The organism is Ochrobactrum chromiisoli, from assembly GCF_026241335.1.
GTDB classification, from domain to species: Bacteria; Pseudomonadota; Alphaproteobacteria; order Rhizobiales; family Rhizobiaceae; genus Brucella; species Brucella chromiisoli.
Genome location: NZ_JAPHAV010000013.1, coordinates 33688 through 54364, shown reverse-complemented (window position 1 = coordinate 54364; position 20677 = coordinate 33688). Strand labels below are relative to the sequence as shown.

Genomic DNA, 20677 nt, shown 5'->3' with positions numbered 1-20677 from the left:
TGATTTACGAACGGAGGGCTTTACAGCGCAATAGACTGGGCGGCAGCCTTGATCAGCTCGCCAAATTTCTCAACCACCTGTTCGCGGGAGTATCGTGCGCTGGAAACGCCGATATTGATTGCGGCACGCGGCGCGCCATTGGCATCGATGAGAGGGGCTGCGATAGAAAGATCGCCTGCGTAATATTCGCTCCACGCAACCGCATAGCCGTTGGTTTTCGCAGCCGCAATGGATGCCTTGAGCGGCTCATATTCATATATGGTTTCATTCGTATATGGCCTGAGATCGGAGGCTTGAAGCACCTGTTCCAACTGTGCAGGCGGCAACATCGAAAGCATGGCCCTTCCGGGGGCCGTGCAATAGGCGGGAAGCCTTGTGCCAACCACAACATTGGTGCCCAGCACATATCGGCTCATAAAGCGAACGACGAAAACGATTTCGTGCCCGTCAAGAAAGGTCATATTGACCGTTTCTTCGGTTTCCTTGCTCAAATGCAGCAGAACAGGCATGGCCTTGCTGATAATCTTGTCATTGGATATATAGACACCGGCACGTTCAAGCACGCGGACACCCAGCTGAAAGCGCTTTGTGGTCGGGTCTTTCGATAGGTATCCCAATTGGACAAGCGTATGCGTAAACCGTTGCGCAGCGCTTTTATCCAGCCCCACGAGCGACGCCACCTGTGATAGGCTCAGTTCTGGATTGGCGCCGTCAAACGCTTCCATGACTTTGAAAGCCTTTTCCACCGAACGGACCATCAGATTATCGGTCGGCTGCGTCTTTTCTCTGTCTAACAATCTCAGTATCCCATGCCCAATTGAGTTTAAATCATCCAGCATCGTATCGCGCCGCCGAAGCCATTTACGCAGCACAACGTGAGGCGCGGCGCAAGTGCTTAAAATATACAAGCCGCGCTGAAAAGAAAAACCCTCAACACCATTTCCTGATATGGTGGGTGATATCCTTTTCATAACTTTACGTTAACGTAGTTCTTGATGTTTTTGCGATTTTCTCCGAATTGAATTGCGCGATATGACCAAGCCAAGCTGCCAGATAGACGATGCCGAAGAGCTTCGCCACTCGCCTCTTTCGATCTTGTTGGATGCTGTTCAAAAAGCGCATGGGTCGTACTTCTGGGACGGGGCGCATGATCAAACCGGGCTCCCCTTTGATCGCAGACACAAAGGAAATGCTACGACTATTGATCTGGTTTCGATAGGTGGGACCGGATTTGGAATTATGGTTCTGGTGGTTCTCGTCCATAGGAAATTGATATCCCGTAAGGAGGCATGTCTGCGCCTTTTGGCGATAATGCAGAGCCTTGAGCAGATCGATCGATTTCGCGGTGCGTTTCCGCATTTTGTGCGGCCAAGCCATTTGAAGATAGTGCGTTGGAAGCCGAGGGATGATGGCGGTGATCTGGTCGAAACCAGTCTGCTTATTCAAGGATTGATTTGCGCGCGGGAATTTTTCTCCGGGCTTTCGGTTGAGGAAACCGATCTGCGACAGCGCATCAACATCATCTGCGATGCTGTTGAATGGGCCAATTATGTGCGTCCCGGCGCCCGGCCTTCGCTTTATTGGCACTGGAGCCCCCAATATTCATGGTACAAAAATACACCCATCACCGGTTGGAACGAAGCCCTCGTCGCGTATATCCTTGCCGCGGGATCTTCAACCCATCCCATCGACCCTGGGGTGTATCAACGGGGCTGGAAAAATGATGGAAAGTACCTCAACGGGCAGTCCTATTATGGACATCAGCTTCCCGCAGGAACGCCATTCGGCGGCCCACTTTTTCTGTCGCAATATTCGTTTTGCGCGCTAGATCCAAGACAGCTTCTTGATAACGATTTAGACTATTGGCAACAGGCTGTCGCCCATGCAACGATCAACTATGAGCATTGCAACCGGAACCCAAATGGATATGCGGGATACGGCCAATGTGGATGGGGTTTGACCTCGTCTGATGGCCCTGACGGCTATCTGGCGAGCTGCCCCGTCAATGACCACGGCGTTCTTTCGCCCACGGCTGCTTTGTCGAGTTTCCCGTTTTTACCGGAACAGGCAGAAGCTGCACTTCGTGCGTTCCTCTCCTATCAGAACGGTGGCCTATGGAGCGGATGTCATTAAGCATGGAATAAGGACCCCATTTGAGGGGTTATCGGCATCCAAACGGGACCCCTTATTTAAAGGGTAACCTGACCTTCGATTTCAATCGGAGGTTGTTGGTTTTCACGCGGAACTGAGCCGGTTGGGCGACTAGTTTCCATCGAGAATTGAGCCATGTGAACCTACTCCCCCGCTATGAGCGATGGGAGCAACGGAGTGATCCACATGGGACTTTTAAACATCATCCGCCGTATGGCACTGCGCGAGAGGAAATCGATACGGGAGATCAGCCGGCGTACCGGTCTTTCACGCAACACGATCACCAAATATCTGAACGCGGGAACGATTGAGCCGACATTTACGGTTGCAGAGCGACCAAGCAAGCTGGATCCTTTTGCGGATAAACTGTCGAGTTGGCTTAGAGCCGAACCGAAAATTAAGTTGAGCGATTTCAGGAGTTTATGATTCTCTGTGGTTTACCAAGACTACGGAGGATCACATGGCCTGGACTGAAACCGCCCGTCGCGACTATGCCAGACGAGGCTTACGCTATACAAGCGACTGTACTGATGATGAATGGGCTGTTGTCGCGCCGCTTTTGCAGCCGATGAGCAAGGTCGGACGTCCACGCGAGCATGATCCACGTACGTTGTGGAATGCGATCCAGTATATGGCGACAACGGGCTGCCAATGGGCGCAGTTGCCGAAGGAATTCCCGCCGTTCACGACAGTGCAGTACCATTTCTACCGGATGCGCGACAGCGGCTTGCTTGATCTTATCAATGAAATTCTGGTTGCGATGACACGGCTGTCCGAAGGCCGCAAGGCGGAGCCGACGGCAGCCATTATCGATAGCCAGTCGGTGAAGACGACAGAAGCTGGTGGTCCGCGCGGCTATGATGCAGGCAAAAAGATCAAAGGGCGCAAGCGCCATATCGTAACCGATATGGTAGGCAACATGTTGGAAGGCATCGTGCATGGTGCTGACGTTCAGGACCGCGACGGTGCGCCAGATCTGATCGAGCGCGCCTGCCAAAACCACCCCACGGTGAGGAAACTCTTTGCCGATGGCGGATATGCTGGCGAAAAGCTGACAACGGCTGTGGCACATATCGAGACACTGGCGATAGAAATCGTCAAGCGCTCCGATCAGGCCAAAGGCTTTGTAATTCTGCCCAGGCGGTGGATCGTTGAGCGAACCTTCGCCTGGCTTAATCGTTGCCGTCGGTTGGCTAAAGATTGGGAAGCCTCTATCGCCTCGTCAGAGGCATGGATGTTCATCTCGTCAATCAGGCGTATGACACGCCGTATCGCAAGGTTGCAATTTTGAGTCGGGCACTAAGGCGAGACATTGAGGAACGCGCGTACTGCCGCGCGATAACGATAGAGCGTCTTGGCACCGGTCGTCTCAGTGATCAGCGACGACGGCCCCTCCAACCCAAGCTGCAAAGCCAGATACGCGATGGTCTGCGCGTGCAGATCACCCGGCGAGGGAAAGAACCCCACATCCTGGCGCGCCTTCAGCAGCACTGCCAATGTCAGGCGACCAGAAGTTCCACGGGCCTTGCCGTCAATGAAGACAAGATCGGATTCACTCAGACAGTACCGGCGCTGCAGTTCCTCCCGACTGAGACATTCTCCAGAGCGCGGGTAGGCGGTACGGTCAATAGCTGTCATAAGGTGTCCAGAAAAGGGTGCGCCGAAGGGGTGGCGAAACATGCGTAAAATGAAGGCGTTAGGAGATAGCGATTCGTTGTCCGAAAAGGAAGACATTTCCGGACGGAGCCGCCGTCGCATGCAACCCAAAAACCGCGCGGCACTCTATCTGCGTGTCTCGACACCCGATCAGAAGCCGGATCTGCAATATGACGGCCTTCTCGGTTATGCTGATCGTGCAGGATTGCAAATCGTCGGAGATTACTGCGACATCGCCGTCTCAGGCCGTCGCGAGGGACGTCCCAGGCTCAACGCGCTGATGGCGAGCGTTCGCAACCGGGAGGTCGATTGCGTTCTGGTTTGGAAATTTGATCGTTTCGCCCGTTCCACCCGCCACCTTCTGACTGCACTCGAGGAATTCGATCATCTCGGAGTGCGCTTCATCAGCGTTCAGGATCAGATCGATACCGCAAGTCCCATGGGGCGCGCAATGTTCACGATCATTGGCGCGATGGCCGAGCTGGAATCCTCTTTGATCAGCGAGCGCGTCACCGCCGGCATGAAAGCGGCAGCTGCGCGCGGCAAGCATCTCGGACGCCCTCCGCTTGCACCTTGGCTGATCCACGAAATCGAAACCCTTGCCGCCTCTAGCGATCTCAGCATTCGCAAAATTTATGAGAAAATCGGCCAAAGGGTAAGCCGCGGCCGCGTCGGGGAGATCACAAAGCGCGTCCGATTAGGCCAGAAAAACGCCTTGTGACCGGTTTTTACACGTATCCTGAACCTACCCCTAGTCAGGCTGTGTAATCACTACCCTTTTTTTCAGCCCGACAATAGCCCTTCCGGATTTTAACTTGCCTGAGATGGCTGAACTTCCTCGCTGCGTCTTCTTGGCTATCAAACGGCTCATGCATGGTTTGACCAGAACTACCAATCCTTCCCCAGTGGCGGATGACAGACACTTCACCAAACAAGGTTGGCTGCATCTCCAGGCTATAAAAGCGAGACATGTTCTGGCTGGGGTCGATACGGCGAAGATGCACTATTGTGGGTCTACTCTGCTCCATGGACCCATTGTCATCTTTTGCACCATGAGCGTCCAACGAGTTTTATGAATCTGATCAGCCGGTTTGATTCAAATTTATGATGGAAGCCACTAAGCAGGCTGTTCCAGCTTCGCACGAAACGAGTGTACACACGTTCAATCCGCCCAGCTTCAACAACCATTTCTGAGTAAGAACAAGGTCATCTCAAGGGATTGAGCTGCAATAAATGGCGACTTAATTGGACTAAAACTCTCAATTTTCAAAAAAAGTGTAAAATGGGCTTAAAATAAAGCTAACTGATTGTTTTTATTATAACAGCATCTAAAAGTGCTGTTTACATTTGTTTACATTTTTTCCGAATTTAAATTTTTCAAAAGACATAAAATTACCCTCCCCTTCCCCTTAATAACGGGTTAGAGCAGTGCAGCTCCGCCAGTGAATCGAGCACCTTCACTTTCAAGACAGAGGATGCTTTCATCAGGAGGAAGTGAAAGAACGGGGGGATGATTGCTTAGTCTTCTTTTCAGAATGCAGAAGGCAAAGAATACCACTGCAGGCAAACTAGCTCTAAAGCTATAATTCCTGCTCAAAATACAATCATTCTTAAGCGCTCACGCGCAAGCGACTGGAACGCCCACCGCCAGGCCCCTGGCGATGGGCGGTATAAGCTACCCTCGGGAGTTAGACGGCGGCGCAGCCGTAAACCAGTTCTGGTTTTCCAGAAGCTTCCATATTTGTTGGCTGACCCGCCCGCCTTCGGCAATGACGCGTTCTTCATCGGCAACGATCAGGTTTCCCCGAAGAACTTGGAAACGGCCATTGGTCATCACATGCCGAACATTACGGCCACTAGAATAGAGCAAGTGGTGCAATGGCTCGGGAGGAAGTGCCCCCACTCCTCCCAGTGGCTTGGTAACATCGATTGCGCAGAGGTCTGCCTTCGCTCCAGGGGCCAGCCTACCAAGATCGTCGCGCTGAAGCATCTTGGCACCCCCAACGGTGGCGGCGTTTACGGCGTCCATAATCTGGGGCCGCTGCATCTTTGCCTTCGAATATTTTTCCAACAAATTTGTACGCAACTGACCATTGAGAGTCGCCAACTTAATATTTTCCATGTAGTCATTCGAAAGCTGATCTATACCTAGTGAGATATTGAGCCCGCTCGCCAGTGCTTCAGGAAAAGGTTGCGTACCTTGATGCAGGAGGCTCGCCATGCATGCACAATGCACAAAATTCACGCCGTGCCGCTTCAAAATTTCGGGGTCTTTGACCATATCCATTTGATAGAGATGCGCCGCGATGACTGGCTGTTGTGAAAAGAACCCTAAACTTTCAAGCCAAGCTACCGGTCGCATCCCCCACAAACGCTCGCAAATTTCCACTTCCCTAATGCGCTGGGCAAGATGAATGTGGATTCCGTTGCCAAGTTCGTTGGCAGCAATCTGCGCTGCCTTCAACGTCTCCGGGGTATGCGTGTCAGCTGCATGAATAGCCATTTGCCCACGCAACAAATCGCCGTCGGCCTTGTTAAGCGCTAATCCAAACTGTTTGGCAGCCTCAATTTCGCGCAGCGTTTCAGGAACTGAATCAAATAGCATTTGATCATCGTCTCTGTACCAGAGCTTATAAAGACGCTCCATATTGGGAGCTATGACACTAATATAAGCTCTCACCCCCCAGGCGCGAGCCACCCTTTCAAACGACTCAGCGTGCCGTACCGATGCACTCATCTCGACGAATGTGGTACAGCCGGACTTGAGAATTTCAGCCATGTTGTAAGCAGTCAGTGCGTCAAGATCTTCATCGTCAAGTTTCATAGCCATTTCGACGGGACGATCCATGAAACGGCCGCCCTCAATGAGCCCTCGGGCAGGACTGCTAACTGCTGTATGAGTGTGACCTGAAATAAATCCCGGCAGCACAACGCAATCACTCGCGTCTACACGAACCTCCCACCCACGCACACGCCCTGGTTTGATGTCGACAATTTCGTTACCGCGAATAATGATCGAAACATCGCGTTCGAGTTGCTGTGTGTCACCTCGCGTCACGAGAGCCCAACCAGCCTCAATGACACAGTCATTGTTATGCATATGGTCGCCTGCCATGGGGAGTTCCTCCAGAAAAACAGATTATCAGTTAATGGGTTGGCCTTAGCCGACGGATTCTACTAAGTATGAAGGACGCGATGCTTAAACGCCGTTAGGCATATGCTCGGTCGTTCGTGTTACAGCTCGGGGAGCAGTGAGCTCTTTCCATGTCGACAATGCACGATTGACAGCTGGAAAAGGCGCGCGCCGGATAAGCTTGCCGCGGCCGGGAATGGCGGGGGTGTTACGGCCCTCAGCCCATACGACCTCGCCTCGAGAAAGCGTATAACGTGGTCGCCCTCGCACTTCGAACCCTTCAAAGACATTGTAGTCTATGATCGATTTCTGCGTGGTTGCAGAAATTGTCTTTGAAAGTTTCGGATCCCAGACGACGAGGTCGGCGTCAGAACCAGGCAGGATTGCTCCTTTGCGTGGATAGATGTTGAGTATCCGCGCAATATTCGTCGACGTCACCGCCACGAACTCGTTCGGCGTCAGCCTGCCGGTTTCAACTCCGTGCGTCCACAACACTGATAGACGATCCTCGATACCACCCGTCCCGTTGGGAATCTTAGCGAAATTGGCGAGCCCAACGCGCTTCTGCTTCGTTGTGAAAGCACAGTGATCAGTCGCCACCACCTGAAGCGACCCTGACATCAGCCCCGCCCAAAGACTGTCCTGATGCGACTTTGCACGGAAAGGAGGCGACATAACGCGCTGTGCCGCATAGTCCCAATCCCTGTTGGAGTATTCCGTCTCGTCGAGCGTAAGGTGTTGGATGAGGGGTTCGCCATAGACCCGCATTCCATTCTGGCGCGCCCGTCGAATCGCCTCATGAGCCTGCTCGCTGGAAACATGAACAATGTAAATCGGAACCCCGGCGGCATCGGCGATCATGATCGCGCGGTTGGTAGCCTCGCCCTCGACCTCGGGAGGGCGCGAAAACGCGTGTCCCTCAGGGCCATAGATCCCCTCCTCCAAATATTTCTGTTGCAGAGAGGCGATGATGTCGCCGTTTTCGGCATGTACCAAAGGCAACGCTCCAAGCGCGGCACATCGCTGGAAAGAAGCGAACATTTCATCATCATTGACCATCAATGCGCCCTTATAGGCCATGAAATGTTTAAAAGTATTTATACCGCGATCGACCACTTTGGCCATGTCGTGGAAGATTTCCTCGGACCAGCCCGTGATGCACATGTGATAAGAATAGTCGGTGCATGCCTGCTGGGCCGCGCGTGCCTCCCAACGATCAACCGCCTTGAGAAGGCCCTCTTCGTCAGGGATCACGAAATCCACGGCAAGTGTCGTACCGCCTGACAGCGCCGCGAAAGTGCCACTTTCCCACGTCTCCGCCGCAGTGGTGCCCATGAATGGCATTTCGAAATGGGTATGCGGGTCAATTCCCCCGGGAATGATGTAGGCATCCGTCGCGTCAACTACCTTGTCGCCGGAAAGGTTGGGGCCGAGGGCCGCAATGGTCTCTCCCTCAATGAGGATATCAGCCTTGTAGCTGCGGTCAGCGGCGATAATGGTTCCGCCTTTGATCACTGTCGACATCGTTTTCTCCCTTGTGTCTATTGGCGTGGTCAGTAATTGGGGTTAGGTTTCGATACCCGCAGCTTCGAGGGCCGTGTGAAGGAGGACGTTAGTGCCAGCAGCGGCCCATTCGGGGGATATCTCTTCTTTCTCGTTGTGACTGAGACCGTCGATACAGGGGCAGAAAATCATCGCGGTCGGCGCTACGCGGTTTATCCAGCAGGCATCGTGACCTGCACCGGAGACGATATCGCGATGAGACAGGCCAAGCGCTTCCGCCGCTTCGCGAACTTGCGTCAGGAGATTGGTATCGAAAGCGACTGGATCGAACCCGCCGACGTCCTCAATTGCGACCTCAAGTCCAATATCTTCCGCTATGATTGCCACACCAGCCTGGAAGCGTGCCTCCATGTTGATGAGCATTTCCTTCTGTGGATGCCGAAAATCCACTGTTAGGGTGGCCTTGCCTGGCACGATATTGGGCGAGTTAGGATGAACATTCATCTGCCCGACAGTCCCCACGCCATTTGGAGCGTGATCCAGAGCGATCCGTTCTACCAGCTCTGTTATTCGTGCTACGCCGAGAGCAGCATTAACGCGTCTGGTCATCGGCGTCGAACCGGCATGTGCCTCTTGACCGATCAACGTCACGCGAAGCCACTTCAGCCCCTGACCGTGAGTAACCACGCCAATGTCAATGCCCTCATCCTCGAGGATGGGTCCCTGCTCGATATGAAGCTCTAAATAGGCATAAGGTATGCTGGCGACGCGGGGACCGGGGCCCTTGAAGCCAATTCGTTCCAATTCGTCGCCCAGACAAAGCCCTTCCGCATCCGTTCGAGCATAAGCCCATTCCTGGTCGTAGACCCCGGCAAAGACACCAGACGCGAGCATGGGAGGTGCGAAACGAGCCCCCTCCTCGTTGGTCCAATTGACAACTTCGATGGGGCGCTTCGTCTGGATCCCACGATCGTTTAAGGTTCGTACTACCTCCAGTCCGGCCAGAACGCCGAGCACGCCATCATAGCGACCGCCCGTCGGTTGCGTATCAAGATGACTTCCAAGCATCACCGCCATGGCGTCCGGGTCAGTGCCGGCGCGCCGGGCAAACATATTGCCCATGGAATCGATGCTCATGATGCATCCTGCCGCCTCGCACCACGATTGAAACAAAAGTCTCCCGTCGCGGTCGGCATCTGTCAGAGTTTGCCGGTTATTCCCTCCACAAGTACCGGGGCCTATTTCGGCCATTGCCGCCAAATCCGCCCAGAGACGGTTGGAATCGATGCGCAAATCTGAAATTTTATTGGTCATAGTTACCATTGTGCTGGGTTGGCATAGTCATGGATGTGTAGCGTGAGCGCTAAGAACAGGCCCTATCCTAGCTGCTGCAACTTGAGGAAACCGGGCATCCGCTTATTCCTCGAACTGCGGCGTGACATGCTTGCTAAACTCAATTGTCCCAAATAAAGGAGCACGTATCCGCCACCTCAGAATACTGGGCGCAATCCTTCGGAAGATTTTTCAGAATACTGGTTGGTCAGATCTTCTTGATGTTGACCTCACGTAGACGGAAACGCGATGGTGTCTTCTGGCCGCCAGGTGAGTACAACCTCCTCCCCCGCAACGAGGCCAACATCCGCACCGGTTGTCTGGTTCTGCAGGCTCGCGGTCATCAGCCCCAAAGGGGTCTCGACGTAACAGAACGTCTTTTCACCGCTGAACATCACTCCTTTGAGGCGGCCATGCAGGGTATTACCCGCTCCGTTCGCCATAAGTTTTGTGCGGATCTTCATTTTTTCAGGACGAACCATCAGCAGGACGCTAGCACCGTCCTGAATGTTACCGTCAATAGTTGCGACATCCATGGCGCCGGCCTCTGTTACGACCTGTGCACCCCCGTCACGTTGGTCCACAACCCTTGCCAACCATTGGTTCATCTGACCAATGAAATCAGCAACGAATGGCGTCTTGGGCCTGTCGTACATGATGCGCGGCGTATCAAACTGCTCTACCCGCCCCGAATTCATGACCGCCACGCGATCTGCCATTGCGAGTGCTTCCTGCTGGTCATGAGTGACGAAAATAGTTGTAATTGCAAGTTGCTGCTGCAACTGTCTAAGCTCGAACTGCATAGCTTCGCGTAACTTTGCATCCAGCGCGGCCAGCGGCTCATCAAGCAGAAGCACCCGCGGTTTTGTGACCAGAGCTCTAGCAAGAGCAATCCTCTGTTGCTGCCCGCCGGATAATTGCCCCGGATAGCGATCTTTCAGGCCATTCATGCGCACGAGAGCCAATGCGTCCTCAACCTGCCCTACAATGCTTGCCTTTTGCGTGCGCCGCATCTGCAGCCCGAAAGCAACATTCTCCGCCACGGTCATATGCGGAAAGAGCGCATAGCTTTGAAAGACCATTCCAATGTCGCGGCGTTCGATCGGTACCCGAAGTAGGCTTTTGCCGCCGAGGTGAATATCTCCGGATGTGAGCGTGACTAGTCCTGCGATTGATCGCAATAATGTGGTCTTACCGCAGCCTGACGGACCCAGCAAAGCCACGAACTCTCCTGACGCTATATCGAGACTGATATCATCTACGGCAATGAATGATCCGTATTGCTTGCGAACATTACGGAAGGACAGATAGGGAGGCATCGATTGAATACTGGTGATATGTTGCATGTATTCCGACCTATTTTGATACGGCGATCAGATGCTTAACGCCCAGAAAGCGCTCAAGAACCAAAAGCATGACGATGACGATTACAATCTGTATGGTCGATATAGCGGCCACTGCAGGATCGTAGTTATAGACAAGGTAACTCAGCACAGCGACCGGCAGAGTAGTCGTATCGGCGGACGATAAGAGAAGTGCGACCGCGACTTCGTCAAACGACAGCAGGAAGGCGAGAATGCCGCCAGCAAAAAGTCCGGGCCGGATCATTGGTAGGGTTACATAGCGGAAAACCTGCCACCGGCGAGCTCCCAGGGTGCGTGCGGCCTCCTCAACCTCTGTGCCTATTCCGGCATAGACGCCCAGCACCGTTCGGAGTACATACGGTACCGTGATCACAACATGGCCGATAAGTAGACCGACGGGTGAAGTGCCAAGCCCGAAACGGGCCAGGAAAAATAGCAGCGCTGCAGCCAGAATAATTGTCGGCAGGCTGAGCGGCGACAACATGAACGCCAGCATCACATCTTTAAATGGCAGATTGCTGCGCACGAGAGCGATACCGGCAGGAACCGCGAGGGTTAAGCTCACAATAGTCGCGGCAGTAGCGAGCACGAACGAGTTTCTCAGCGGATAAATGAACTGCGGATCGGTCAACACCTTCTCGAACCATTGCAGCGAGAACCCACGTGGTGGAAAGCTGACGAATTCGGCTGAAGTAAAGGACACGCATACGATGACAAGGACAGGTGCCGCAAGAAATGCTATCGTTAACGCAACCGCTATTCTCAGCTCTAAGCTAAGGGTGTTCATTACTACCTCCAGCGTCGTCGGCTAGCGCGAGACTGCAGCCACAACGTGATCATGATAATTGTCAACAAGGTTATGCCCATAGCCGCCGCGAATGGCCAATCCGATACGATGTTAAGTTGCTGATAGATAAGAAGAGGCAGCACCATGGTCGAAGTGCTTCCCAACAGCATCACTGTAACGAAACTGCCCACACAAAGCGTGAAGACTAAAATCGACCCAGTGACGAGTCCCTCGTAGCTCAACGGCAAAATAATGCGTCGGAAGATTGTCACTCGCGTTGCACCCAACACGGCGGCGGCTTCCTCAAGTCTCGTATCCAAGTTCTCCAGAGTGCTGGCAAGAGACAGAACCATGAATGGCAGCAATACGTGGACAAGCGCGATCACCACCCCGCTCCATTGATACATCAAACTGACCGGAGGAATACCAAGCGAGGTAAGTACCCAATTCAGCGCACCCTTCCCGCTCAGGAGCACCATCCAGCCAAATGAGCGCACCACTACATTTACCAGTAGAGGTATGACGATGGCGAAGATTAATAGACTTTTTCGCGCACCGGAAGATCGTGAAATGGCATAGGCGAGTGGATAGCCCACAATTGCACAAATGACTGTAACCAGCATACCCAGTGCGATCGTGTTAACAATCACTCGTAGGTAGTAGGCATCCGTGAATATCTTTACATATGCTGAGAAATCAATCTTGGTCTCTGCCAGATAAAGACTCTGACCGAGCACCAGAAGTAGCGGCCCTACAAAGAAAATGAGTAGGAAGACAAGCAGAGGCGCTGGCCCATAAATCGGTCGCGCACGTAATAATCCAACGCTAGGAGCGCTGCCAAAACGGTTATTGATTTCGCTATCGTGAATTTGTGTCATCGTCGCTCACTTCACCAATGGCCAATAAGCGACATGCCCTGGCGATTGCGTATGCTGCTTTTGGGAAGGTCCATAACCACTGGCTTCCTTCCCAAAGGGTTCTGTAGTAAGACTACTGCATCTCCTTGTTCCATCGCTCGATCATTTCCGGGATAAGGTCAATGAGTTCCTGGTATGGAGGCACCTTGATCTTGTCGAGTGAAGTAAATTCGGCCGCTAGATCTGCTGGATAATTCACCGTCTTGTTCGTGCCGGGATAGCGCATTGTATCGGAATTACCGAGTTGTCCCTCAACGGATAGAACGCAATTGATGTATTCCCAGGCGATAGGATGCGCGCCTTTAACTACCGACTGCATGACGAGGCTAACGACACCACCCGGTTCGGGGACCGTGAATTTTGCCCAGTCGTTGTCTTTGTTAATGAACGAGAAAGCACGCCCATCCCAATAGACGAGAACGTCAACTTCCCCGGTGGCAAAAAGATTGAGTGCCTCGACTGGTGTCGTCCAAAATTTCACTACATACGGGCTAATGTCTTTCATTTTCTGAAAGGCTACGTCGATGTCGCCATCGTATTGCTGTGCAATCCACCAAATCTGCGACGGCCCCCAAGTGTATGTCCCAGATGGCCAAGAAATTTTCTTGCCATATTTGCCGGCAGCAATGTCTTCAATTAACTGCTTCCACGAACTCGGTGCGGCCGTAACGGTTTCACTATTATACATGACGCCCATAGCGCCATAATTGCCGGACACGGCAAAATCGCCCCAAGGCTTGTGGAACTCATCGGGGATCATGGCAAGATTTGGGACATTTTCTATGGTCATTTGTTCGAGGAGACCGTCCCGAGCAGCGCGCAAGCTATCCAGTTCGCTTAGAGCGATTACGTCGATCGGAGAATTTCCAGGGTTCGCTTTAACCTTGTTCAACCAATCGTGCGATTCTCCAGTCATGATTTCAACTTTGACCCCCGTTTTTTCCTCAAAACACGGAGCATAGTTTTTCTTGACAGATTCCGCCCATAGGCCGCCATAAGCTGTGACGACAATCTTTTCGGGCTTTGGTTCACTTGCTGTGGCGATATTCGTTGACAGTGCGATCAGCACAGACGTGTTGAGAGCGATAACTGTACGGCATAAACTATTCATGCGATTTCTCCTCTCGGTTCAAAGAAACGATGAGACAAGACCTCGTTCGCCGGACATGCGATCGCACGCCTTCAAAATCAGCCTCATGAACGTTCCAAGACAACTAATAATTAAACTTAACCTTGACGGTCTTTGAACGCCAATAGCATTATGAGCATAATTGATACCTTGGAGGTATAAATGCTGAACGTGAGACTTTTGCGCTGTTTTGTGGCGGTAGCGGATGAGCTAAGCTTCACCGCCGCGGCAGCCCGCCTCAATATGGCACAGCCTGCGCTAACCCGCTCCATTATGCAGCTCGAGATCCATTTCAACGCGCGACTGTTCATCCGCGACACCCGCAATGTCCGCTTGACTGAAATTGGGCGCGCTTTTTTAGAGCAAGCGCGAATGGCTTTGGATCAGCTTGCACGTACAGAGAGGATCGGGCACGAGATGGCGCGTGGTCAGTTAGGACAGATCAAGATTGGTTATATAACCTTTATCGCGCATGACTTTCTCGCACCGTTGTTGAAGCGATTTAGCCTTGATAAGCCCGATATTCGGATTGAATTGTTCAACATGGGTACGGAGCAGCAGCGTGCAAGTCTTGTTGATCGGACTATTGACATAGGTTTCATGCTCGGTCCGTTTACAATCGCCGGTATAGCCACATGTAAAGTACGCGATGAAGAACTGGTTGTAGTTATGCCTGACGACCATCGCCTAACTTCATACAGTTCGATCACTCCGCAGGACCTACAAGGGGAAAATCTCGTCATGGGATCGGAAGCTATGTGGTCGGTCTATAGACGGATTATCTTCACAGAATTCGATCGGCTCGGAGTTTCCCCTCTCATCGCGCAGGAGGCTCCGACACAGTCGGCGGTCTTCGCCCTTGTTGGTGCGGGAATGGGGATAACTATATATCCCCGCGGCCCCAGTCGCTACCTGACTGACCGGCTCGCTCTGCGTCCTTTCGTGATGGATTACAAAAAAGTACAGACTATCTGCGCCTGGAACAAGCCCCATACCAACCCAGCTGTTCGCACCCTGATCGAACATCTCCAACTATCACCATCGGCAGATTTGCCGCATTAAGGCGACAGATCACTGTCTCATTTGTTTAATTATATTCGAACTGCTGCAGCAAGCTTCGTGCAGAATGTTTGAACGCACACTGGTTCTTAACACTTGAAGATGCGCGCGAAAAGTTAGAGAATTGTCTTAGACACTACAATGAGGATCGTCTTCATTCGGCAATCGGATATAATGTGCCGATTGCCTTGCATAATCCCGGTGGCGTTATCCGCTAGTCATGGGGATGAGAGCTGAAAAATTCCTATTCCCGGCGGTCCAATCTTTGGGCTCAGTGCATAACCCTTGCTGGTCTTATAAAGACTTGCTTTGGCAATTGAGCTTTCTAAATAGAAGTAGGGATAGGCATTTGCAAGCAAATGCGACGTTCTGGCAGCTGCACTAGCTCCAGATCATTATTAACGTAATTTGATGTGACGAGCCAAATTATGTTCATAACAAGAATAAAAAGTCCCACTGAATTAATCAGCCGGGGCTACGGCCTCAACTATACAGGAGGCGAAAGAGGAGGTAGCAATTCAAATCTATCACTTATTTATATATATATATGATAGTGGCTTTCAATTCACTATATTCTTGCAGAGTAAATTTGATATCTGACAGCTAAGAGGCCTATGCAGGAATAAATAAATATTGAATAGAGTGTGAGCATGCAACGAACGCTTGGGAAACTATTGCATATTTCCGATGTGCTAATATTCGTTACATCCTTGATTGTATGGTTCTTTTTTGATCATCAATAGCTCGGAATTACTCCTTCAGCTGTGCCTTCAATGGGTACCGTCGGAGACAACCTTAATTTCTTCCTTGCATGCATCATGGCTGGAGTAGGCGGTGCATTGTTTATCTTCGGCCGAAAGCTCCACCTACGTGCCTTTAGGCGCATGAGCTAATCAGGCATATTTGTCCACAATTCAAAGCACGGATCGGAACAATAGCGAAAGCGAAAGGTCGGGATGCAATTGTTTCCTCACGACCTAACTAATTGGCGACGCTCGAAGAATAAACATGAGCTATTTTAGCGTTTTAAGGTAGCGCTTTATAAGCCGATCTCGTTTGAGTTTTGATAGCCGCTGGAGCCAGAATATCCCATTCAGCTGATCGATTTCGTGTTGGTGGCAAACGGCGAGTAAACCCTCGGATTCTTCTATGTCCTGTTTCCCATCCATATCCTGATAACGAATTCGGATACGGGCATGCCTCTCTATGTCTTCAACAATACCTGGCATGGATACACTCCCCTCCGGATGGCGAAGTTTTTCTTCGGAAGCCCATAGGATTTCAGGATTGATATAAACCTTCTCGCTACCGTTGCCATCAAGCTGTAGCACCACGACCCGCGTCATTACCCCAATATGAGGAGCTGCGATGCCAATCCCCGGCGCCGCACGCAACGTATCAAGCAAATCACCTGCGAGAATATTCAGTTCTTCATCAAATATGGTGACGGGCGCAGCAAGTGCTTTCAAGCGAGCGTCTGGATAAGCGACAATATGTTTGACAGTCATCGCGTTCTTCCTGTCTCAATTGGCAATAATCTCAACTCCATGCCGCGCTTAACCTATGATTGCGCTTTAATCCTGAATATAAAAGCTCAGCGATGGCAAAGCCCCCTGCCCTCGCCTTCTGGGTCAGTGATCGCAAATAGCCTCCCGGCGATTTAATGGTGGAGAGTTTCTGGAGAATCCAGGCAATGGTGGTGGAAGTGGTTTCAGCGCCCATGCATGTGATTGCTTCCTGATAGGCTGACTGGCTGATCCCCAGAAACCTAGAAACTATTCTCGTTGCATCGTGAAACTCTCGCCATGAGCTAATCCCATTGGTTCCATATTCACAAATATCAGGACATGTTCGAAGCACGTGTTCGAGAGAAAGCGTTGAAGGATGCAGAACAGGCTCTTTTGCTTCGGATGTCACAGACGCTATGGCTTCTGGAGAAGATCCCTTCAAAATTTCAAATTCATTATTATTAGATTCAATATGGGATTCTGGAAGGGATTCAATATAACGCCGTTCAATCTGAGCGTCGTTGACGCTCATTTCATTGGTATTTACATTATTATTCAATGCTTTATCGAGTTCTAGCGCTAAAGCTTCCAATTCTGCCTTGATTGCATTGAGTTCAGTCAAAGAAGGCCGACGCGGGATGGCATCCACGATCCTGCGAAAATATAAGAACAGGGCTTCAAGCTCAGGGTTCCGCTGGCTGTTGTTATCACCATTGAACAAAGCAGCTATCTCACGCCTGATGATCGAGACTTCATCGCGCAGCTTTCTTAAGGCACGTTGTTCTGCCTGAATACGCTCTGCTGCCTGTGCAATGTCGCGGGCTTTTTCCAGCAAAGGTGCGAAGCAAAAGCCAAAAGCCAGTTCAACTGCTCCGTCAGCGCTCTTATGAGCGTAGCGCTTACGTGTAGGACTGTCTTTACGCAGAATGATACCTGCACTCACAAGAGAGCCAAGATGCCGTCGCAAGGTTGACTCCGGCATGCCATGGGCCCGCAGAGACAATTGCCGATTGGATGGAAACACCACCAAGCCGTGTTTCTCATTCATCTCATCTTCCGGAAGAAAAGACAGAAGTGCGCTTAAAACGGCAAGGCAGCGATCATTGAGACTGAATTCTGCTTTCGCCAAACACAGCTGCTTATAGAGCGCCCAGCGATTGATCCCCCTCCCCTGCCCTGCAGCAGAGGACGTGGGAGGTGAATTTCGGACAAGTGGGATCGTTCGCCCGCTAAGTGCAGACGTTAGTTTCTGAAAGTTCTGCATTTCCTCTCACCCTTTCACGAGGCAAAAGAAATCCACCCGCCAAAATGACGCCAATACTCTTGACAGAGATTCGTGAAAATGCGATTCGTAATGTGCTTAGTATTACAGATCGGCTCTCACAGACTTCGTTTGTGGGGGCTTTTCTTTTGCTATTTAGTCTCCAGTTTTATGTTCTGATAGTTTGAATTCCTCAAGAATTCGCTCGATATTATTTTCAAACCAAGCTTTTAATCCGTCAGCTTTTTCGTATCTGAACGACACATCCAGCTGTTTTGGCTTCTGATCCATTGCGATACTAAATGTACCGTCAGTGAACTCCCAGGTTCTTTCAGCTATATTTTCTGACGATTTATGTCTAGTTTGCGCAAGCAATCTGAGATGTGACATCAACCTAGAGAAACGTTGATCGCTATCGTATTTTGTCAGGCCGTTCTGCGACAGATAACTTTGTGTGGCCTGAAGCATTTTGGGATCCTCAATTTGCTTGAGAAGCTCAAGCCAGCGTTTGCGACCTGCTTTAGGGGCTGAACCAATTATCTGTATAACCTCGTTCGGAACTTTATTTGCAACCGATATCAGACGGCTAACGTCTGCCTTGTCCATATCTAAAGCTGATATAATAACTGATCTATCAATTCCGCTATCTTCCATATTCTTTGCGAAGAAAGCTTTCTCAATGAATGAGAGGTCTTGTCTATCCAGATTTTCACGACTTTGAGCTAGGATCAGTTCGTCGTCCGTAAGCGTCTTTACGATTGCCTTAACTTTTATTCCGAGCTTCTGGGCTGCGCGCAACCGACGTCGTCCATATGCTATCTGGTAAAATCCAGGTTTTCCTGGACTTGGACGCACGAGGACGGGGACCTGTTGACCGGTTTTATGAATACTTTCAACTAGGGTATCGAATTCCCGATCGACTTCGATTGTAATCCGATCTTTAATTTTAGACGGTTCTACATCGGTGGGTTCGATTTCGAGGATTGTATTAGCCTCTTCGAGTTGTTTTTGAAGATCGGCTGCTTGCTTAGCTGTCTCAGCCATTTCTTTAAGAGAGGCACCCATAGCGCTAATAGCACCGGAACGAACTCTTTCCGCTGAAGGCTTTGTGGCCGACGGCGAGATGGGAGCATCACGCTTTTGCAAAAAGAGATTGCTGATAGTTTCTTTTCTGCTCATCTTGTCCTCGGCGTTGGTACGTCCCAACAGTTTTGAATGTGCTGTTGGGACGTACCAACAACTATATAGCTAACGTCCCCAAGCTTTTTTCACTAAAGCTTCTATCTCAGCATTTACAGAATCGAGGGCTTCCTTTGCGCGGTCATATGTTGAACGCGTTAAGCTCTCTCTTCCAATTTCATAGAGTGTTTGCTTAGACAGGCCTGCATCCGATACAGCTGCTGACTTAAGCATTGGATTTACCAATACACTGTCATCGAAAAGATTACGGAGTAGGGCGGCTACTTTTGTTTGTGGCGCATCCTGCGGCTCGTATCGTGTCAGCAAATACCGAATGAAGTCATACTGAAGATTTCCACCAGCATCTTTGACGACTGATAGCAGGTCCCGCGTCATTAGCAGAAACTGTGACATACTAGAAACATCAAGCATCTGAGGATGCACGGTAACAATCATTGATGTCGCTGCACATAGACCTGATAGGGTAAGAAAGCCCAACTGAGGGGGGCAGTCGATTACAACTATATCGTATTCATCCGCAACTTGATCGATAGCCTCTGATACTCGCATAAAGAACAATGGCTCATTGCGATCACCAGAGGACAAAGCTTTTGGTGTCGTGTGTTCGAACTCCATGAGCTCTAAGTTTCCGGGTACTAGGTGAAGTCCATCAAAATATGTTTTGCGGATTACTTCGGTAAACGGCTGTTTTTCTTCATCGTAACGAATGGCTGCATACAAAGTTTGGTTGGAGCCCACATCCACTTCAGGCATAACACCAAGAAGTGCAGATAAAGATGCCTGTGGGTCGAGATCGATAGCGAGAACCCTGTATCCCTGAAGAGCAAAATATTGAGCTAAGTGCGCAGACGTAGTTGTCTTTCCGGATCCGCCTTTGAAGTTAGTAACTGCCAGTACCTGTAAGTGTTCATGCTTCCTGCGATGCGGTAATATTTCTATAGGATCACGACCTCGGATGTTATCAGCGAGTAATTTTCGGAGGGCGTTAATGTCTCTCAGGGTGTAGAGACGACGACCGTTTGAGGAAGTTTCGGGCTGCGGTCCATCACCCGCGATGCTCAGCTTGCGAAGATGAGAATCAGAAACGCCTATCAGCTTCGCAGCTTCCGTGGATGTAAATTTTCGAAGTTCTTTCGAGGCAGTAGGAGGAAAGAGGGCCTCGCTCATAGCCTGCAACGATGACGAAAGAATCTCAGCTTGTTGCCCAATGGATCCATATACATCGGTAAGATACTGGGAATTTAATGCGCTCACAGCGAATACTTCCATCACGACATTTTGCATTGAATTGCTTATATAGTGTGATGATAGCGAGATAAGCGATTTCCGCAAGAAATTTTTAGTTAATCAAGAGTTAACTCACTCATTGGTTGACTAAATGATATTTAACTTCAATCTCTTAGGTTGATATTTCAGAATTAATTCTTCTGGTGAAATATAAATTGAGGTTTAAATTTGATCGGCAGGGTTATCTTCTAGAGAATTTGATTCGGGTAGGATGTTCAGTTTCTTGCTCCAATACCCTCGGAACAGTGGGGGGCGGCGTTCAGGGGTAAGCTTTTATATTGTCTTGCTGGTCTTGGACCTAATGATCACGAGTTGAGGTCTCGGCTAAATCCTGCGCGGTACCAGATTCGTACCTTTCATCATGTTCAATTAATGAGTTAGCCTGTTCAA

Annotated in this window: 17 protein-coding genes and 3 pseudogenes; 6 read left to right on the top strand and 14 right to left on the bottom strand. The window is 50.7% G+C overall.

Annotated elements, in window-relative coordinates:
* Nucleotides 1-20: 20 nt before the first annotated feature.
* Complete coding sequence (locus OPR82_RS18400) at nt 21-797, bottom strand: IclR family transcriptional regulator (protein ID WP_265986365.1); 777 nt, start codon at nt 795-797, stop codon at nt 21-23.
* A 235-nt stretch (nt 798-1032) separates the two neighbouring features.
* Between OPR82_RS18400 and OPR82_RS18395 the strand changes: the two genes are divergently transcribed.
* From OPR82_RS18395 to OPR82_RS18385, 3 genes and pseudogenes are all read left to right on the top strand, one after another.
* Entirely contained in the window at nt 1033-2133 is a 1101-nt protein-coding gene (locus OPR82_RS18395) for a glucoamylase family protein (protein ID WP_265986364.1), read from the top strand.
* 204 nt (nt 2134-2337) lie between these two features.
* Nucleotides 2338-2541: pseudogene (locus tag OPR82_RS18390) on the top strand (helix-turn-helix domain-containing protein); the annotation flags it as partial.
* Between the two features lie 70 nt (nt 2542-2611).
* Nucleotides 2612-3442, top strand: coding sequence for an IS5 family transposase (locus tag OPR82_RS18385; protein ID WP_265986363.1), 831 nt, complete (start codon nt 2612-2614; stop codon nt 3440-3442).
* A 17-nt stretch (nt 3443-3459) separates the two neighbouring features.
* On the opposite strand, the pseudogene OPR82_RS18380 reads toward OPR82_RS18385, so the two are convergent.
* Nucleotides 3460-3789, bottom strand: a pseudogene (locus OPR82_RS18380) (DUF4158 domain-containing protein); the annotation flags it as partial.
* Nucleotides 3790-3907: 118 nt separating this feature from the next.
* Between OPR82_RS18380 and OPR82_RS18375 the strand changes: the two are divergent.
* Nucleotides 3908-4528, top strand: a complete 621-nt coding sequence (locus OPR82_RS18375; protein ID WP_235942979.1) for a recombinase family protein — start codon at nt 3908-3910, stop codon at nt 4526-4528.
* A 34-nt stretch (nt 4529-4562) separates the two neighbouring features.
* On the opposite strand, the gene OPR82_RS18370 is transcribed toward OPR82_RS18375, so the two are convergent.
* The 8 genes from OPR82_RS18370 to OPR82_RS18335 all read right to left on the bottom strand — a co-directional run bounded on the left by OPR82_RS18370 (nt 4563) and on the right by OPR82_RS18335 (nt 13954).
* Entirely contained in the window at nt 4563-4835 is a 273-nt protein-coding gene (locus OPR82_RS18370; protein WP_265986360.1) for a WGR domain-containing protein, read from the bottom strand.
* 647 nt (nt 4836-5482) lie between these two features.
* Nucleotides 5483-6922, bottom strand: coding sequence for an amidohydrolase family protein (locus tag OPR82_RS18365; protein WP_265986359.1), 1440 nt, complete (start codon nt 6920-6922; stop codon nt 5483-5485).
* Between the two features lie 84 nt (nt 6923-7006).
* A complete protein-coding gene (hydA, locus tag OPR82_RS18360; RefSeq protein WP_265986358.1) occupies nt 7007-8464 on the bottom strand; it encodes a dihydropyrimidinase in 1458 nt (485 codons plus the stop codon).
* A 42-nt stretch (nt 8465-8506) separates the two neighbouring features.
* A complete protein-coding gene (locus OPR82_RS18355) occupies nt 8507-9757 on the bottom strand; it encodes a Zn-dependent hydrolase (RefSeq protein WP_265986357.1) in 1251 nt (416 codons plus the stop codon).
* Nucleotides 9758-10005: 248 nt separating this feature from the next.
* Nucleotides 10006-11121 (bottom strand): ABC transporter ATP-binding protein, encoded by a 1116-nt coding sequence (locus OPR82_RS18350; protein WP_265986356.1) that lies wholly within the window; start codon nt 11119-11121, stop codon nt 10006-10008.
* Nucleotides 11122-11131: 10 nt separating this feature from the next.
* Complete coding sequence (locus OPR82_RS18345) at nt 11132-11926, bottom strand: ABC transporter permease (RefSeq protein WP_265986355.1); 795 nt, start codon at nt 11924-11926, stop codon at nt 11132-11134.
* A gap of 2 nt (nt 11927-11928) precedes the next feature.
* Nucleotides 11929-12804 (bottom strand): ABC transporter permease, encoded by an 876-nt coding sequence (locus tag OPR82_RS18340; RefSeq protein WP_265986354.1) that lies wholly within the window; start codon nt 12802-12804, stop codon nt 11929-11931.
* A 112-nt stretch (nt 12805-12916) separates the two neighbouring features.
* The gene (locus OPR82_RS18335) at nt 12917-13954 is read right to left on the bottom strand and encodes an extracellular solute-binding protein (protein ID WP_265986353.1); all 1038 of its coding nucleotides are present in this window, start codon (nt 13952-13954) and stop codon (nt 12917-12919) included.
* 180 nt (nt 13955-14134) lie between these two features.
* On the opposite strand from OPR82_RS18335, the gene OPR82_RS18330 reads away from it, so the two are divergent.
* A complete protein-coding gene (locus OPR82_RS18330) occupies nt 14135-15034 on the top strand; it encodes a LysR family transcriptional regulator (protein ID WP_265986352.1) in 900 nt (299 codons plus the stop codon).
* A gap of 50 nt (nt 15035-15084) precedes the next feature.
* A pseudogene (locus OPR82_RS18325) lies at nt 15085-15249 on the top strand (integrase core domain-containing protein); the annotation flags it as partial.
* A 795-nt stretch (nt 15250-16044) separates the two neighbouring features.
* On the opposite strand, the gene OPR82_RS18320 reads toward OPR82_RS18325, so the two are convergent.
* The 4 genes from OPR82_RS18320 to repA form a co-directional block, all read right to left on the bottom strand.
* Nucleotides 16045-16539, bottom strand: coding sequence for a peptide deformylase (locus OPR82_RS18320; protein ID WP_265986351.1), 495 nt, complete (start codon nt 16537-16539; stop codon nt 16045-16047).
* Nucleotides 16540-16570: 31 nt separating this feature from the next.
* Nucleotides 16571-17803 (bottom strand): plasmid replication protein RepC, encoded by a 1233-nt coding sequence (repC, locus tag OPR82_RS18315; protein ID WP_265986350.1) that lies wholly within the window; start codon nt 17801-17803, stop codon nt 16571-16573.
* Nucleotides 17804-17956: 153 nt separating this feature from the next.
* Entirely contained in the window at nt 17957-18979 is a 1023-nt protein-coding gene (gene repB / locus OPR82_RS18310; protein WP_265986349.1) for a plasmid partitioning protein RepB, read from the bottom strand.
* A gap of 69 nt (nt 18980-19048) precedes the next feature.
* Entirely contained in the window at nt 19049-20269 is a 1221-nt protein-coding gene (gene repA, locus OPR82_RS18305; RefSeq protein ID WP_265986392.1) for a plasmid partitioning protein RepA, read from the bottom strand.
* Between the last annotated feature and the right edge of the window lie 408 nt (nt 20270-20677).